15 protein-coding genes are annotated in these 14,446 nt (G+C 66.0%); 4 read left to right on the top strand and 11 right to left on the bottom strand.

Annotation, left to right across the window (positions count from 1 at the left end; all coding sequences use genetic code 11):
• Positions 1 to 11 precede the first annotated feature (11 nt).
• Together CVM73_RS01550 and CVM73_RS01545 are read left to right on the top strand one after the other, a co-directional pair.
• On the top strand, positions 12 to 875 hold the full coding sequence (locus CVM73_RS01550; protein ID WP_100230248.1) for a fumarylacetoacetate hydrolase family protein: 864 nt from the start codon (positions 12 to 14) through the stop codon (positions 873 to 875).
• Positions 876 to 883: 8 nt separating this feature from the next.
• Positions 884 to 1,462: an amino acid synthesis family protein gene (locus CVM73_RS01545; RefSeq protein WP_100230247.1), complete on the top strand. Its 579-nt coding sequence runs from the start codon at positions 884 to 886 to the stop codon at positions 1,460 to 1,462.
• A gap of 19 nt (positions 1,463 to 1,481) precedes the next feature.
• On the opposite strand, the gene CVM73_RS01540 is transcribed toward CVM73_RS01545, so the two are convergent.
• The 5 genes from CVM73_RS01540 to CVM73_RS01520 all read right to left on the bottom strand — a co-directional run bounded on the left by CVM73_RS01540 (position 1,482) and on the right by CVM73_RS01520 (position 7,191).
• A complete protein-coding gene (locus CVM73_RS01540) occupies positions 1,482 to 3,374 on the bottom strand; it encodes a TRAP transporter large permease (protein ID WP_100230246.1) in 1,893 nt (630 codons plus the stop codon).
• Positions 3,371 to 4,396: a TRAP transporter substrate-binding protein gene (locus CVM73_RS01535; RefSeq protein ID WP_100230245.1), complete on the bottom strand. Its 1,026-nt coding sequence runs from the start codon at positions 4,394 to 4,396 to the stop codon at positions 3,371 to 3,373. Before CVM73_RS01535 ends, CVM73_RS01540 begins: the two co-directional genes overlap by 4 nt.
• Before the next feature lie 163 nt (positions 4,397 to 4,559).
• Entirely contained in the window at positions 4,560 to 5,570 is a 1,011-nt protein-coding gene (locus CVM73_RS01530) for a transketolase family protein (RefSeq protein ID WP_167406549.1), read from the bottom strand.
• Complete coding sequence (locus CVM73_RS01525) at positions 5,567 to 6,412, bottom strand: transketolase (protein WP_100230397.1); 846 nt, start codon at positions 6,410 to 6,412, stop codon at positions 5,567 to 5,569. The genes CVM73_RS01530 and CVM73_RS01525 overlap by 4 nt, the downstream gene beginning before the upstream one ends.
• A 17-nt stretch (positions 6,413 to 6,429) precedes the next feature.
• On the bottom strand, positions 6,430 to 7,191 hold the full coding sequence (locus tag CVM73_RS01520) for an SDR family NAD(P)-dependent oxidoreductase (RefSeq protein WP_100230243.1): 762 nt from the start codon (positions 7,189 to 7,191) through the stop codon (positions 6,430 to 6,432).
• A 135-nt stretch (positions 7,192 to 7,326) separates the two neighbouring features.
• On the opposite strand from CVM73_RS01520, the gene CVM73_RS01515 reads away from it, so the two are divergent.
• A complete protein-coding gene (locus tag CVM73_RS01515) occupies positions 7,327 to 8,214 on the top strand; it encodes a LysR substrate-binding domain-containing protein (RefSeq protein ID WP_100230396.1) in 888 nt (295 codons plus the stop codon).
• Positions 8,215 to 8,302: 88 nt separating this feature from the next.
• On the opposite strand, the gene CVM73_RS01510 is transcribed toward CVM73_RS01515, so the two are convergent.
• Both CVM73_RS01510 and CVM73_RS01505 read right to left on the bottom strand, forming a co-directional pair.
• The gene (locus CVM73_RS01510) at positions 8,303 to 9,064 is read right to left on the bottom strand and encodes a hypothetical protein (protein WP_100230242.1); all 762 of its coding nucleotides are present in this window, start codon (positions 9,062 to 9,064) and stop codon (positions 8,303 to 8,305) included.
• Positions 9,065 to 9,080: 16 nt separating this feature from the next.
• On the bottom strand, positions 9,081 to 9,269 hold the full coding sequence (locus tag CVM73_RS01505; RefSeq protein WP_036005903.1) for a hypothetical protein: 189 nt from the start codon (positions 9,267 to 9,269) through the stop codon (positions 9,081 to 9,083).
• Positions 9,270 to 9,536: 267 nt separating this feature from the next.
• Here CVM73_RS01505 and CVM73_RS01500 point away from each other — a divergent pair, with 267 nt between their 5' ends.
• Positions 9,537 to 10,514 (top strand): DUF2336 domain-containing protein, encoded by a 978-nt coding sequence (locus CVM73_RS01500; protein ID WP_100230241.1) that lies wholly within the window; start codon positions 9,537 to 9,539, stop codon positions 10,512 to 10,514.
• Between the two features lie 179 nt (positions 10,515 to 10,693).
• Here the strand turns inward: CVM73_RS01500 and CVM73_RS01495 are convergent, their stop codons facing one another.
• From CVM73_RS01495 to CVM73_RS01480, 4 genes are all read right to left on the bottom strand, one after another.
• Complete coding sequence (locus CVM73_RS01495; RefSeq protein ID WP_100230240.1) at positions 10,694 to 11,038, bottom strand: DUF1491 family protein; 345 nt, start codon at positions 11,036 to 11,038, stop codon at positions 10,694 to 10,696.
• Positions 11,039 to 11,091: 53 nt separating this feature from the next.
• The gene (locus CVM73_RS01490) at positions 11,092 to 11,304 is read right to left on the bottom strand and encodes a hypothetical protein (protein ID WP_167406548.1); all 213 of its coding nucleotides are present in this window, start codon (positions 11,302 to 11,304) and stop codon (positions 11,092 to 11,094) included.
• A 157-nt stretch (positions 11,305 to 11,461) separates the two neighbouring features.
• Positions 11,462 to 12,163: a peptidoglycan-binding domain-containing protein gene (locus CVM73_RS01485; RefSeq protein WP_100230238.1), complete on the bottom strand. Its 702-nt coding sequence runs from the start codon at positions 12,161 to 12,163 to the stop codon at positions 11,462 to 11,464.
• Complete coding sequence (locus CVM73_RS01480) at positions 12,156 to 14,039, bottom strand: PAS domain-containing sensor histidine kinase (protein ID WP_167406547.1); 1,884 nt, start codon at positions 14,037 to 14,039, stop codon at positions 12,156 to 12,158. The genes CVM73_RS01485 and CVM73_RS01480 overlap by 8 nt, the downstream gene beginning before the upstream one ends.
• Between the last annotated feature and the right edge of the window lie 407 nt (positions 14,040 to 14,446).

The following is a 14,446-nucleotide window of genomic DNA, read 5'->3' as shown; positions in this document are numbered from 1 at the left end:
GGGGCGAAACCATGAAGCTGCTGTCGTTCTTGGACGGAAACCGGGAAAGCTGGGGCGCCGTTGTCGAAAATGCCGTCGTCGATCTCGGCCGCGCCCTGCCCCAGTACCCGACCCTCGCCGACTTCCTCGGCAGCGACGACTATGCGCACCGCCAAGCCTTCGTTGCCGCGCAAAAACCCACCCTGGCGCTTGGCGATATCAAATACCTGCCCGTGATCCCGCGCCCGGAGAAGATCATCTGCGCCGTGCGCAACTATCTCGACCACCACAATGAGGCGGTGGCGTTCGGCATGAAACGCGATATCACGGAGTTTCCGCCGATCTTCCTGCGGGTCTGGCGCTCCCAGGTCGCGCACAACGCACCGGTGATCCGGCCGAAGGTCTCCGACAATTTCGACTGGGAGGGCGAACTCGCCGTCGTCATCGGCAAGGGCGGCCGTCACATCAGCCAGGCCGATGCCTGGAATCACGTCGCGGGCTACTCGATCTACAACGACGTCAGCGTGCGCGACTGGCAGCGCCACGCGCAACAGATTGCTTCGGGCAAGAACTTCATCGGCACCGGCCCGTTCGGACCATGGCTGGTCACGCCGGATGAGATCGGCGATCCCACCAAGCTGAAGCTCGAGACGCGCGTCAACGGCGCGACCGTGCAGTCCTCCGACACGTCGATGTTGATCTTCTCGATCCCGCGGCTGATCGAATATTGCTCGACCATCTTCGACCTCGTGCCCGGCGACGTCATCGCCACTGGCACGCCCGCCGGCGTCGGCTTCACCCGCAAGCCGCCGATCTTCCTTAAAGCCGGCGACGTGGTCGAGGTCGAGATCGAGAACATCGGCGTGCTCGTTAATCCCGTCGTGGACGAGGCCTAGAGCACCGCATGTCCCACGACATTCGCAAGACCGCGCTCAGCGTCGAAACCATCTGGCACGAGCGCGGGCCCCGGCTGGAGAAGCCGCTGCTGGTGGGCACGGCCATCGCAGTGATCCGCAATCCCTTCGCCGGCCGCTATGAGCCTGACCTGATGCCGTTCCAGGCGTCCTTGCGTGAGCTCGGGCGCGAGCTGACAACACGCTTGATCGCGCAGCTCGGCGGCGCCGAGCGCATCGAAGCCTATGGCAAGGGCATCATCGTCGGCGAGGACGGCGAGCTCGAGCACGGCGCCGTCTGGCACGAGGCCGGCGGCCACGGCATGCGCGAGGTGCTCGGTCACCCCAAGGCGATCGTGCCTGCCGCAAAGACCATCGGCGGCGCCGGCACGCGCCTGATGGTGCCGCTTGGTCATATCCACGCCGCCTATGTCCGCAGCCATTTCGGCACCGCCGAGATGACGCTGTGGGATGCCCCGCGACGTGACGAGATCGCCTTCGGCCTCGTGATGGCAACCGGCGGCCGCCCGCACGCGCGCATCGGCGGCCTCAAGGCGTCCGAGATCTCCGTGCACGACGGGCAGCGTTGACGCGCCGCCCGTCTCCGCCTCACAGGAAGCCGGTCGAAATCCACGGGATCGCCGCGACGATCAGCGTGCCGATCAGCAAGGCGACGATATAGCCGACGATCGGCTTGATGCCCTCGTCGGGACTGATGCGGCTGATGGCGCAGGCCGCGTAGTAGCCGACGCCGAACGGCGGGGCGAACAGGCCGATGCCCATCGCGAGAACGACGACCATCGCGTAGTGCACTTCGTGCACGCCGACCTGGCGGGCGATCGGAAAAAGCAGCGGCCCGAACAGCACGATGGCCGGGATGCCCTCGAGCACGCTGCCGAGAATGACGAAGGCGAGGATCGTCACGCCGAGAAAGACAGGCGTTCCGCCCGGCAGCGCCGTCATGAACTTCGCGAGCGAGGCCGAGAAGCCCGATTGCGTCAGGGCCCACGCCATCCCGGTCGCGGCGCCGATGATCAGCAGGATCGCGCCTGACAGTGACGCGGTCTCCACCAGCATCGGATAAAGCCGGCGCCAGGAGAACTGACGATAGATCAGAAGCCCGGTGAGAACCGAGTAGACGATGCCGATCGTCGACACCTCGGTCGCGGTCGCAACGCCCTCGACCACCGCAGCGCGGATGACGAAGGGCAGCGCCATCGCAGGAATGGCAATGACGAAGGCGCGGCCGATCTCCCTCCCCGTCGCACGTTCCACATGCGACAGGTCTTCCCCGCGGTATCGCCACCAGACAACGGCGCACAGGCCGATCGCCAGCACGATGCCGGGCAGCAGGCCGCCGGTGAACAGCGCCGCGATCGACACGCCCGTCACCGAGCCGATTGTGATCAGCACGAGCGACGGCGGAATGGTCTCGGTCTGGGCCCCGGTCGCCGCAAGCAGCGCGACGAGATCGCCGGGCTTGGCACCGCGCTTGGTCATTTCGGGAAACAGCACGGGCGCCACGGCCGCCATATCGGCCGCCTTCGAACCGGAGATGCCCGACACCAGATACATCGCCCCGACCAGCACATAATGCAGGCCGCCGCGCACGTGCCCGAGCAGACTGGCGAGGAAGCCGACCATGGCCCGCGCCATGCCGGTCATTTCGATGAGCAGGCCGAGGAATACGAAGAGGGGAACCGCCAGCAGGATCAGATGGCTCATGCCTTCGTCCATGCGCCCGATGATGACGACATCCGGCGTGTTCGTCGTCAGTGCCAGATAGCCGACCGTGGCAAGGCCGAAGGCGAACGCGATCGGCACCGCCGCCAGGACCATCGCGCCGACAATGATCACGAAGAAGATCAGCAGATTCAGATTGCCGAGCGGCTTCAGGACCGGCCCGATGAGGACAAGCGCTGCAATGACGCCGGCGACGAGCGCCACGGCCGCGAGCAGGCTGCGCAAGCCCGAGATGCGGACGAGCCTCAGAACGGCAGCGATCAGCATCAAACCGATGCCGACCGGCAAGGCCGCGGCTCGCCAGCTGTTGACGATCTCGAGCGCTGGCGTCGTGACGAACACCTCATCGGCCGCGAATTCGTAAGCGGGATGGATCACCAGCACCAGGAACGCCAATGACGCTGCGGCGGCCACGACGTCCAGGAATGCGCGTGCATCGGCACGGAGCATGCCGATGATGGCCGTCATCCGCATGTGCTCGCCGCGCTGGAACGCGATCACCGATCCCAGCATGGCGAGCCACAGGAACAGGATGCCGGCGAGCTCGTCCGCCCAGATGATCGGGGCATGAAACACGTATCGTCCGACGATGCCGGACGACAGCACGACGATCTCGGCGAGCACCAGCAGTGCGGCCGGGATCGCAACCACATGACCAAGCACCTTGTTGGCCGTGACGGCCCAGAGGCGCACACCCGATTGAGGTGCCGCTGGCGCGGCACCTGCATCGATATTCGGCATATGGTTGATCGCGGTCATGACAGCTTGCCCGCTGCTTTCTCGAGCTGCGCCCATGCCTCCTCACCGAACTTGCCCTTCCAGTCGGCATAGAAGCTCGTCTTGGCGAGCGCCTGCCGGAACGCGCCACGATCGACCTCGATGAACTGCATGCCCTTGGCGGTCAGATCCGCGCGCAGGGAGTCACTGAGCTTGGCGATGTCGGCGCGCTCGTCCTTGGCCGAGCGATCGAACTCGCGCGTCACGATCGCCTGCACGTCCTTTGGCAGCTTCTCGAAAGCACGCTTGTTGCCGAGGATCCAGTAATTGTCCCAGACGTGTCCGGTCAGGGAACAGGTTTTCTGCACCTCGTAGAGCCGGGCGGTCGCGATGATCGGCAGCGGGTTCTCCTGCCCGTCAACCACTTTGGTCTGCAGTGCGGAGTAGACCTCGTTGAAATTGATCGGCGCAGGTCCCGCGCCGAGCGCCTGGAACAGCGATGTCAGATTCGGAGCGGCCGGCACGCGCAGCTTGAAATTCTTGAGGTCCTCGGGCGTCCTGATCTCGCGGCCCGATGAGGTGACGTGGCGGAAGCCGTTGTCCCAGGCGCTCGACACCGCCATGATCGGCGTCCTGGCGATCTGCGCGCGAATATAGGCACCGAGCTCGCCATCCATCGCCTTCCAGACCGCGTCATAGCTGGTGAAGAGAAAGCCGAGATTGACGATGCCAGCCGCCGGCACCAGCGTCGCCAGGATCAGCGAAGACAGGTTGAAGAGCTCGACGCCGCCGTTGCGGACCTGGGTCAGCAGGTCGGTATCGGAGCCGAGCTGGTTGGCCGGAAACAGGTTGATCTCGAGCCGGCCGCCTGTCGCCTCGCGAATGCGGTCGGCTGCTTCCCTGGCGCGGATATTGACCGGGTGCGTCGGGTCCTGCCCCGTCGCGAGCTTATAGGTGAACTCGGCGGCCGAAGCTGGACGCGTGAGAATGCCGCAGAGCGGCACGGCGGCGCCGGCGAGGAGCAGCTTGCGACGGCTGAGGGTGATTGGCTTCCGCGGGATCATCTATTCCTCCTGTTGAGCTTGGGTTGTTCTGCAGCGATGGCTTTCGCCAGCGCCGTTGCTGCCGGCCGGCCCTCGGTGCGCCGGCATTGGACAGCAGCTCTCCTTCTCCGCAGCAGCGCTGCGAAGCATGTTGGCCTGATCGGTGGTGAACGGTGGCTGCGGGCTAGCGCAGCCACTCCTTGATCCGGCGCGTCACTTCGACGGTCGAGATGCCGTAGCGGTCGTGCAGCGTCGGCAGCGCGCCGGCGGCGAGAAATTCATCGGGCAGCCCGATCTGCCGGAACGTGGGATGAACGCCCGAGCGCATCAGCAATGCCGCCACGGCTTCGCCGAGACCGCCGATCACGGTGTGGTTCTCGGCGACGACGACGAGGCGGCCGGGCTTGCCTGCTTCGCGCCGGATCGCCTCGGTATCGAGCGGCTTGATCGTCGGAACGTGCAGGACCGCCGCGCTGACGCGGTCATCCGACAAGGCCTGGGCCGCCTCCAGCGCGCGCATGGTCATGATGCCCGAGGAGATGATCAGGACGTCGCCGCCGTCACGCAGCAGCGCGGCCTTGCCGAGCTCGAAACGATAATTGTACTCGTCGAGCACCAGCGGCACCTGTCCGCGCAGCAGGCGCATGTAGACCGGGCCGCGATGCGCGGCGATCGCCGGCACGATCTGCTCGATCTCGTGCGCATCGCAGGGATCGATCACCATCATGTTGGGCATCGCACGGAACAACGCGAGATCCTCGGCGGCCTGATGGCTAGGTCCGTAGCCTGAGGTCAGGCCGGGCAGCGCGCAGGCGATCTTCACGTTGCGGTCTTCTTCCGCGATGGTCTGGTGGATGAAGTCGTAGGCCCGGCGCGAGGCGAACACCGCATAGGTCGTCGCGAACGGCATGAAGCCTTCGGCGGCGAGCCCCGAGGCTGCGCCGAACAGCAGCTGCTCGGCCATGCCCATCTGGTAGTAGCGATCGGGAAAGGCCCGCGCAAAGATGTGCAGATCGGTGTATTTGCCGAGATCGGCGGTCATGCCGACGACGTCCTCGCGGCTGCGGGCAAGCTCGACCAGCGCGTGGCCGAACGGAGCCGGCTTGGTGCGCTGCCCTTCCGCCGCGATCGAGGCGATCATGGCAGAAGTGGTCAGCCGCGGCTTTGCCGAAGGGGGCAATCCTGCGGACTTCATGGCTGGTCTCCCGCGTTCAGGGCCGAGAGCGCGAGCTGCCATTCGTGCGGCTCGACGCGGATGAAATGGTTCTTCTCGCGCTGCTCCAGGAAGGGAACACCCTTGCCCATCAAGGTGTCGGCGACGATCATGCGGGGCTTCGGCTCGGCATGTACCATCGCGGCATCGAAAGCGCCGACCACCGCGTCGATGTCATTGCCGTCCACGCGCTGCACGAACCAGCCAAACGCTTCGAGCTTGTCGACCAGCGGCTCGAAACCGAGCATCTGCTTGGAGGGGCCATCGGCCTGCTGATTGTTGACGTCGACGATTGCGATCAGATTGTCGAGCTTGTGATGGGCCGCCGACATGATCGCTTCCCATTTGGAGCCTTCGTCCAGCTCACCGTCCGAGAACAGGGTGAAGATGCGCGCCGTTGAACGCTTGCGCTTCAGCCCGAGCGCCATGCCGACGGCGATGCCAAGGCCAAGGCCGAGCGAGCCGCCGGACATCTCCATGCCGGGGGTGTAGGAGGCCATGCCCGACATCGGCAGGCGGCTCTCGTCGAAACCGTAAGTCGCAAGTTCGGCCTCGGGAATGATCCCGGCCTCGATCAGGGCCGCATAGAGCGCGATCGCATAGTGTCCGTTCGACAGCAGGAAGCGGTCGCGGCCTTCCCAGGCGGGATCTTCGGCGCGAAACCGCATCGCGTGAAAATAGGCCACCGCCAGCACGTCGGCGATGTCGAGCGCCTGCGCAATATAGCCTTGGCCCTGGACCTCGCCCATCAGCAGGGCGTTGCGGCGGATGTTGCGGGCGCGCTGTGCCAGCGTCGGTGCGTTCGCGAGTGTCGGTGTTGCCATGTGTCTCCCCTCCTCGCTCAGTGGATCAGCATGCCGCCGTTGACGTCGATGACCGCGCCGGTGACGTAGGCCGACAAGTCGGAGGCGAGGAAGGTGTAGATGCCGGCGACGTCGGCGGCCTCGCCCAGCCGCCCGAGCGGAATGCCCTCGAGGATCTTCGCCCGCATCTCGTCGGTGAGCTTGCCGGCGGTGATGTCAGTGCCGATCAGGCCCGGCGTCACGCAGTTGACGCGGATACCGTCGGGGCCGAACTCGCGGGCCATCGCCTTGGCGAGCCCGAGCACGCCGGCCTTGGCCGCCGAATAGTGCGGCCCGCCGAAGATGCCGCCGCCGCGCTGGGCGGAGACCGACGACATGCAGGCGATCGATCCGCTCTTGCGCTTCTGCATGTGCGGGATCACGGCCTGGGAGAGGAACAGGATGCCCTTGAGGTTGACGTCCTGGATGCGGTCCCAATCTCCCGGCGTGATGTCCAGAAGTTTCACCGGCTGGGTCACGCCGGCATTGTTGATGAGAATATCGATCTGGCCGAGTTTCGCGATGACCGCTTCAACGGCCTTGACGCAGGCTTGCTTGTCCGCGACGTTGCAGGCGAGGCCGAGATGCGGCTGGCCATTGACCGGTTCGAGGTTGCGCGCTGCGTCTTCCGCCGCCGGACCATCGATGTCGAGAATGGCGACCCGGGCGCCTTCGGCGGCAAATCGCCGGGCCGTCGCAAGCCCGATCCCCCGCGGCGAAGCCGCGCCGGTGATGATTGCAGTTTTGCCGCGAAGCAGCATCTGATCCTCCCTGAATGGCTGTGCCGAGGCTCCCGAGGGGCGCCGCTGTTCTGGACCAGTTGGCTATGCCACGGCCTGCGTTCCGACAAACGCGCTGTTGTCTTGCATAGGTGAATTTGGTTCACTTGCGCGATGTTGCTGTCCAGTATCCCGATATCCTCCATCCGCGCCTTCGAGGCGGCCGCGCGCACCGGCTCGTTCCGGGATGCGGCGAACGAGCTTCATCTGACCCCGAGCGCGGTCAGCCACGCCATTCGCAAGCTCGAAAGCGCGATGGGCACGATATTGTTCGAGCGCAGTGCCCGCGCGGTCCGCCTGACGCCAGCAGGCGAGAACCTGATGCGCCATGCCGGCGCCGCTTTCGACAATCTGCGCCGCGGCATCGAAGAGGTCGCCGGCCGTGGCCCGCAATTGCTGAGGGTGCACTGCGCGCCGAGCTTTGCCGCCCAGTGGCTTGCTCCGCGCCTCGCCCGCTTCATGGCCGCCGAGCCCAAGCTCGAGGTCCGCCTCGCCGCCAACACCGAATATGCCCGGTTCAGCAACGACGATTTCGATATCGACATCGTGTATGGGCAGCCGAGAGCCGAGGGGGTCGAGGTCATTCCGCTCGGCGAAGAGACCGTGACGCCGCTCTGCACGCCCGGACTGGCGAAGAAAATCCGCAAGCCGAAGGACCTGCTCGACCAGGTGCTGATCCGCTCGGAAGTGAAGCAGGTGCAGTGGCATCAATGGTTCACCGCCAATGGCCTCGAAGCCCCCGCCATCCACGGCATGCGCTTCGATCGCAGCTTCCTGGCGATCGCGATGGCGTCGAGCGGCCTCGGCGTGACGCTGGAATCAACCCGGCTCGCCGAGCGGGAAATCGCGACAAGGCGGCTGGTCGCGCCGCTTGCCGGACGCTCCGTCGACATCCGCTATGTCGGCCATCATCTCGTCTTTCCACGTGCAAGCCGGCAGCGCCGGCCGATCCGCGTGTTCGCCGAGTGGATCACGCGGGAGCTTGGAGCCGGCGGCTTCATTTGACCCGGCACGGCCATATTGACAGCAAGCCGTATCATGGGCTGCCGGATACTGCGCATCGGTGGCACACGCGCAGGCAAAAACCGACCGGTCAGCCCTTCGAGATGACCGCGCGGCCGTAAGGCGGCTGTGCCGCGACCGGCGGATTGGCGGTCTGGGCGGCGAGCTCGCCGATCAGGCGGTCGGCGTCGGCGGCCATGCCGTCGGGGGCCTGGATCACCAGGCGTTCCAGCGCCCAGCGATAGGACGAGATGCGCTGCTCCAGGCACTGCTGCACCCACTGGATGATCAGCGAGTTCTCCTGCATGCGCGCGACCGCGTCGCCCCTCTCCCTCGGCGAGAGCGCGGAGACGCGCGCCATGCTGGCATTGCGTTTCCTGTCGAGATCGATGACGCGGATCGCCGAGGCGAAGAACGGCTCGAAGCGGGTGATGTCGTTGCGGACGTCCTCGATCAGCTGCGCATAGCGCGAGGAATGCGAGCGGTGCGGCTCGTCGATCAAAGTGCGTCCGTACATGGTGCGGTCGAACACGATCTTCTGCCGCCAGGGCGAGGGCAGCGGCTTGTAGTCGCCGAACACGCTCTTCCAGGCGGGGCGCGACAGCGGCGGCTCGATCATGGGATAGGCGAGATCGCGCAGTTGGCGCTCTTCGTCGGTGAGCTGGAATTGCGAGGGCGTCAAGCCGACGCTGGAGGTGACCTCCGCGCCCAGCCAGCGATGCATGTCGTCGCTGCGCATGCTCTCGCGGGTGCGGCCGAAATCGCCGCCGCTGCAGGCGCAGAGCGCCGCGCCAAGCAGCGCAAGCAAGACGGCCGACAGGACAGGCCGAATCTGGCGGATGGAGTCCGGCATCGCATGAAGCCGGATGTCAGCGACGTCGACGACGGCGCCCCGGCGCTGTGCCCTGCTCCGGCCCGCGATCGCCGCTGGTTTCGTCCGCCTCACGCTCGATGCGGATCACGGGAAGGATCAGGACCGTCCCCATGTCCGCGCGCGGAGCGACATCCCCCGACGAGCCCACCCGGCGACCGGCCGGAAATTCGATGATGGTCCCCATGTCAGCTCTCTTCAATTGCCGCGCGACCGAACGCGCCCCTGCAACATGCATTCATTAAGATCAGCTCATGGTTAACGGGGTGTAAACGCGCCCCTTGGACGCCCCCTTGGACCGTAACCACACGGACGGGGCCGCGCCGTCCCGTTGCGGCACGACAACGCCTTAAATTGTGGGGCCGGCTTCACGCCTCGTTTTCCTTAACGAGGCTTTAAAAGAACCTGCGCTAGGCTCGCTCACAAGTATCTTTCCCGAGTTGCGTACGCCTCCATGACCAAGTCGCTGTTTCCCGGATTCGACGGGCTGATGACCCTGTCCCGTCGCGAAGGTGTCGATGTCCGCCCGACGCTGCTGCGCGTGCTGACCGACCTTTATGTCCAGACGAGCACCCACAGCGACGACGAGCAGCGGCAGTTCGTCGAGCTCGCCACGCGACTGATCGACCAGGTCGACGACGCGACGCGCGCGGCCGTCAAGGCGCGGCTCGCGGTCTATCCGCATACGCCCGTCCCGATCCTGCAGAAGCTCGGGCTGGTCGCGACCCAGGAAGGCCGCAGGATTCCATTGGCCCGGGAGATCCCCACGCCGCCGCGCGCGCCCTCTCCGGCGCGCGAGCCGACCGAGGCCGAGCAGCGCATGGCCGCCAACATGGCGATGCAGCCGAAGGAAGCGGCCGAGATCCACGACATGTTCTTCCGCGCCGGCGCCTCCGAGCGCGCGCTGATCCTGCACAATCTGGCGCAGACGCCGCTGAAGGCCGCCCCTCGCATTCCGACCGCGCGCGCCAAACGCGCGATCCAGATCCTGGAGATGGCGGCGATCGCGGGCGACACCGAGAACTTCGCCTTCGAGCTCGGCGACAGCCTGATCCTGCCCTCGCGCGTCGCGGCCCAGATCGTCGACGATGCCGGCGGCGAGGCGCTCGCGGTCGCCGCGCGCGCGCTCGACATGCCGAGCCCGGTGTTCCAGCGCATCCTGCTGTTCTTCAAGCCGGAGATCGGCACCTCCGTGAACGCCGTGTACCGGCTGTCGCGGCTCTATGACCGCCTCGTCGACCGCTCGGCGCTGGTGATGCTGGCAGCCTGGCGCGGCTCGACGCTCGCGGTGACGCGGGCAAAGTATCAACCGTCGCTGCACGATGGCGAACGCCAGCGCGCGCGGGCCGGCGCAGGCCAGACGCGGCCGGGCGTGCAGCCGGGCTCCGCGCCCGCGGTGCGGAAGGGTACGGGCGGATCGTCGGAGCGCTGACTGCTCTCGTGCCCCGGACGCAGCGCAGCGCCTCCCTGGCGATGCGAAGCATCGTCCAGCGAGCGGTGCGCTGCAGAGCCGGGGCCCATCTTACCGCATCGATTCACACATATGGGTCCCCGGCTCTGCGCGGCAACGCTGACGCGTTGCCGCTTGTCCGGGACACGCCTGTGCAGCAGTTACGTCTTCGCCAATTCCAGAAAATGCCGCCCCGCGCGATCCTCGGTCTCGACGATCCAGGCGTCGGGATCGAAGCGGATCTCCTTGGTCAGCCGCTCCTCGATCGTGTGCTCCGGCAGAGGCTGCGGCGCGACCGGCACGAAGAAGCGATCGATGGGCCGGCCGTCCTCATAGACGGTCTGCGGCGCCGGCGCATACAGCATCGCATTGCCGTCGAGCAGCGACACCTTGACGAACACCGCGCCCGCCTCCTCGGCACCGCGACGCCGCACGGCGCCGAACACGCCCTCGGTCTGGCAGCGGCGCAAGTAAGCCGCCACCCAAATGTTGGATTTCAAACGCATGAATCCGACGATAGGCCAGCACGAGGTCTCACGCCAGCCTCGGCTCGTGCGTCTCACGCCTTGCGCGCGCCGTCCTGACCACCGCGAATCTGGGTCGCGACGAAGTATGACAGCGGCATCGCGAGCGCAAATCCCACGGCCACGGCATAAGGGATGTTCCTGATGGCGTCGGCGGCGAAGCTCGGCACCATCAGCACGACGATCAGGCTGACGCCCGCCAGCGTCGTGCCGAGCATGATCCAGACGAGAATCGAGACCTTGAACATGACGACCTCTCTTCCTTGATGAGGATGAGCGATCATGTTCTCCGAAGCCGCCGGCGGTCATTGATCCCACGCAAATCGCACTTCTTGCGGATCTGGCCTGCTCTGCCAGAACCTGAGGCCGGGAATTGATTTGCGTCAATGACGGCTAGACGTACGGCTATTCGACGGGATGGCCGATCGCAGCGGCAAGCTCGCGCAGCAGCCGATCGGAGACCTGCCCGGTGACCTGCATCTTGTGCTCGCGCTCGAATTTCTGGATCGCGGACTGGGTCTCGCCGCTCATGGCGCCCGTGATCTTCAAATTGCCGTAGCCATATTCGGACAGCGCGCGCTGCACGCCGGCGATACGTCGCGCGGCCGGGCTCTGCGCCGGAATCGGCGCCGGCGGACGCAGGGCCGAGGGCGGCGTCGAGGTCGTCGCCTTGACCAGATTGGTCATCGGATCGTTCGAGCGCGTCGAGGCCGTCGCCTCGACGGGCTTTTCAGGGGCCTTCTCGGCGGCACGCTCGGCAGGTTTGGGCTCGACGCGGAACTCCGTCGCTCGCGGCTCGAGCGGCGAGGTATCGGCGCCGACGGGGCGCGGACGCGGCATCGGGTTCGACAGCGGCACTGAGGACGGCGCGGGAAGATTGATCACCGTGCCGAACATCGGCGCGGGGTGCCGGCCGGTCTGGAGGAACAGCGCATTGGCAACGATCGCAGCGATCGCGGCGACGGCAACGAGGCCGGCCAGCGTATCCTTGGGGCTGTGCAGCAGCACGCGCATCACGATGTTGCGCTCGGTCTCGACATCGATGACCGCAGCCTTGACGCCACGGCGGCGCGGAGCCGCTTGGTCCTTGGCAGACTTTTTAGGCACTTTTCTTCACCAGAGCGGGTTGATCCTGAGACTGGTCGTGAGCTTGGTCTTGAAGGTCCTGGCGCAACGCCGGCGTCAGCGTCGCGATCTTGCGCTCACTCGCCTTGTCATTGGCCGGCTTGACTTGCGGCGGCGTGTAGACGAGCGGCAGCTTGACGGTGACGGCGGTGCCCTCTCCCAGCCTGCTTTGTACCGTCAATTCACCGAGATGCAACGCCACGAGACTCTTGACGATCGAAAGTCCAAGGCCAGTGCCTTCGTGACGGCGCTGATAGGTCTTGCCGGCCTGGAAGAACGGCGCGCCGATGCGCTTGAGGTCGTCGGGCGCGATGCCGACGCCGGTATCGCTGATGCGCAGCGTGAGCTGCGAACCCGACACCCCCGCTGATACGCAGACCTGGCCGCCGCGCTCGGTGAACTTGATGGCATTGGCGACGAGATTGAGCACGATCTGCTTGAAGGCCCGGGGATCGCCGGTCATGACGGGCAGGTCCTGTGGCGCGTCGGTGACGAGGTCGATGCCGTTCTCCCGCGCCTTCAGCGCTAGCAGATTGCAGCAATGGAGCAGCGAGGCGCGCGGCGCGAACGGCTCGGAGGCAATCTCGAAATTGCCCGACTCCATCTTCGACATGTCCAGGATGCCGTTGACGACCGAGAGCAGATGCTGGCCGGAATCGTTGATGAGCTGGGCGTATTCCTTGCGCTGGGCCGAACCCAGCATCAGGGTCTGCTCCTGCGCGATCATCTCGGAAAAGCCGATGATGGCGTTGAGCGGCGTGCGCAGCTCGTGGCTCATGGTGGCGAGGAAGCGCGTCTTGGCGGCATCGGCGGCTTCCGCGGCGCTGCGCGCCTGATCCAGCGCCTGCTCGGAAAGCTTGCGGTCGGTAACGTCGCGCATCACTGCGACGACTTCGGCCTCGCGCATGGAATCACGATCAGGATCCCGGCGACCCAGATCCTGGTCGAGCGGACGGCAGCGCATCTCGACCCAGATGAAATCGACCTGACCGCGCTCGGAACCGACAGGCTCCCGCCGCAGCCGGAACTCGACGCTGCGCACCTCGCCGCGCGCCGCGTCCGACAGCGCCGTGAGATAGGCCGGCCGATCGGCGACGTGGACGCGGTCGAACAGGCCGTGGCCGAGCAGTTGCGCCACTTGCATGCCGAGCATGGCCTCCGCCGCCGGCGAGATGAACTGCACCGCGCCGTTGCGCTGGTGCCGCGAGATCACATCGCTCATGTTGCGCGCCAGCAGGCGGTAACGTTCCTCCTCGCGCGACAAGAGCGCGACGCCGGTGCGCGCGAGCGACTCCGCGCCGAAGGCGAGGCCCGCGGCATAGAGGGTCGCGGACGCCACGCCGAAGGCCATCAGCACGCCGCGCTCGGCCGCGCTCGGCTCCTCCACCGGCAGCCAACCGAGCTGACTGATCAGTATCAGTATCCCGGCGCAGGACAGTGCGAGCAGCGAGGCGAAGGCCGCGACGCGGCGCGAGGCCGACAGCGCCGCTTCGAGGGGAACCACGACCAGCCAGACCGCGGCGAATGATTCGATGCCGCCCGTCGTGACCGCGACCGCCATGATCAGGCCGGCGAGCGCCAGCGACGACAGCACGTGCGCGCCCTCGTAGCGGCCGGTGCGCGACAGGAACCAGGACAACATGATCGGCGCGATCAGCCAGGCAAAGGCCGCGACCTCGATCGCGCTCGGCGCGCCACGCATGGCGAGATAGACCGGGAATGCGGCAAAAGCTGCCAGGCTGCCCAGCAGCCGCGGCGCCATGAAGGCACGATGGCGCGCTCGCATCAGCGCATCGTAGCGCGCGGAGGGATGCAGCAGCGCATCGAGACAATCGCGGATGATACTCAAAACTGTCACGGGTCTCGCGCTTCGGCTCAATCGTCTGAGAAGACGCGCCGGAACGCCTCCTTGTCGTTGAGCCACCGTGTCAGAGCGACCTTAAACGAGTGCTAAGGCGGCGCCGCGTGCGGCCGGACACCGCGTTATCGCGGAGCTTTTTAGACGATTTGACGACGTCTTCGCCGCGGATGGTGAACACAGGGTTTCACTTGCTCCGCATGGTTTCGAATTGGTGGATGCGGGACGGCCAGCAAAATCACGGGCGCGGGCGTCAATCGAAAATTTACTGGAACGTCGCTTCCAAAGAATCTTGTGTCAATTTTCCGCGAATTAAGCTCAAGGCAATCACTTGCGATTTATCGAGGATTGCTAGGTCCGACATCCGCGGAGATCGCCGCGGGCGGATTCTAACGGACAGGTCGATA

The sequence above is a fragment of the Bradyrhizobium forestalis genome (assembly GCF_002795245.1).
GTDB lineage: Bacteria > Pseudomonadota > Alphaproteobacteria > Rhizobiales > Xanthobacteraceae > Bradyrhizobium > Bradyrhizobium forestalis.
The sequence above is the reverse complement of the archived record's forward strand: the minus strand, read 5'-3'. Positions and strand labels throughout refer to the sequence as shown.

Bases quoted from the DNA above. Each gene is read 5' to 3' on its own strand.
- CVM73_RS01550 (WP_100230248.1), top strand. From the start codon at position 12: ATGAAGCTGCTGTCGTTCTTGGACGGAAACCGGGAAAGCTGGGGCGCC.
- CVM73_RS01545 (WP_100230247.1), top strand. From the start codon at position 884: ATGTCCCACGACATTCGCAAGACCGCGCTCAGCGTCGAAACCATCTGG.
- CVM73_RS01540 (WP_100230246.1), bottom strand. From the start codon at position 3,374: ATGACCGCGATCAACCATATGCCGAATATCGATGCAGGTGCCGCGCCA.
- CVM73_RS01535 (WP_100230245.1), bottom strand. From the start codon at position 4,396: ATGATCCCGCGGAAGCCAATCACCCTCAGCCGTCGCAAGCTGCTCCTC.
- CVM73_RS01530 (WP_167406549.1), bottom strand. From the start codon at position 5,570: ATGAAGTCCGCAGGATTGCCCCCTTCGGCAAAGCCGCGGCTGACCACT.
- CVM73_RS01525 (WP_100230397.1), bottom strand. From the start codon at position 6,412: ATGGCAACACCGACACTCGCGAACGCACCGACGCTGGCACAGCGCGCC.
- CVM73_RS01520 (WP_100230243.1), bottom strand. From the start codon at position 7,191: ATGCTGCTTCGCGGCAAAACTGCAATCATCACCGGCGCGGCTTCGCCG.
- CVM73_RS01510 (WP_100230242.1), bottom strand. From the start codon at position 9,064: ATGCCGGACTCCATCCGCCAGATTCGGCCTGTCCTGTCGGCCGTCTTG.
- CVM73_RS01505 (WP_036005903.1), bottom strand. From the start codon at position 9,269: ATGGGGACCATCATCGAATTTCCGGCCGGTCGCCGGGTGGGCTCGTCG.
- CVM73_RS01500 (WP_100230241.1), top strand. From the start codon at position 9,537: ATGACCAAGTCGCTGTTTCCCGGATTCGACGGGCTGATGACCCTGTCC.
- CVM73_RS01495 (WP_100230240.1), bottom strand. From the start codon at position 11,038: ATGCGTTTGAAATCCAACATTTGGGTGGCGGCTTACTTGCGCCGCTGC.
- CVM73_RS01490 (WP_167406548.1), bottom strand. From the start codon at position 11,304: ATGTTCAAGGTCTCGATTCTCGTCTGGATCATGCTCGGCACGACGCTG.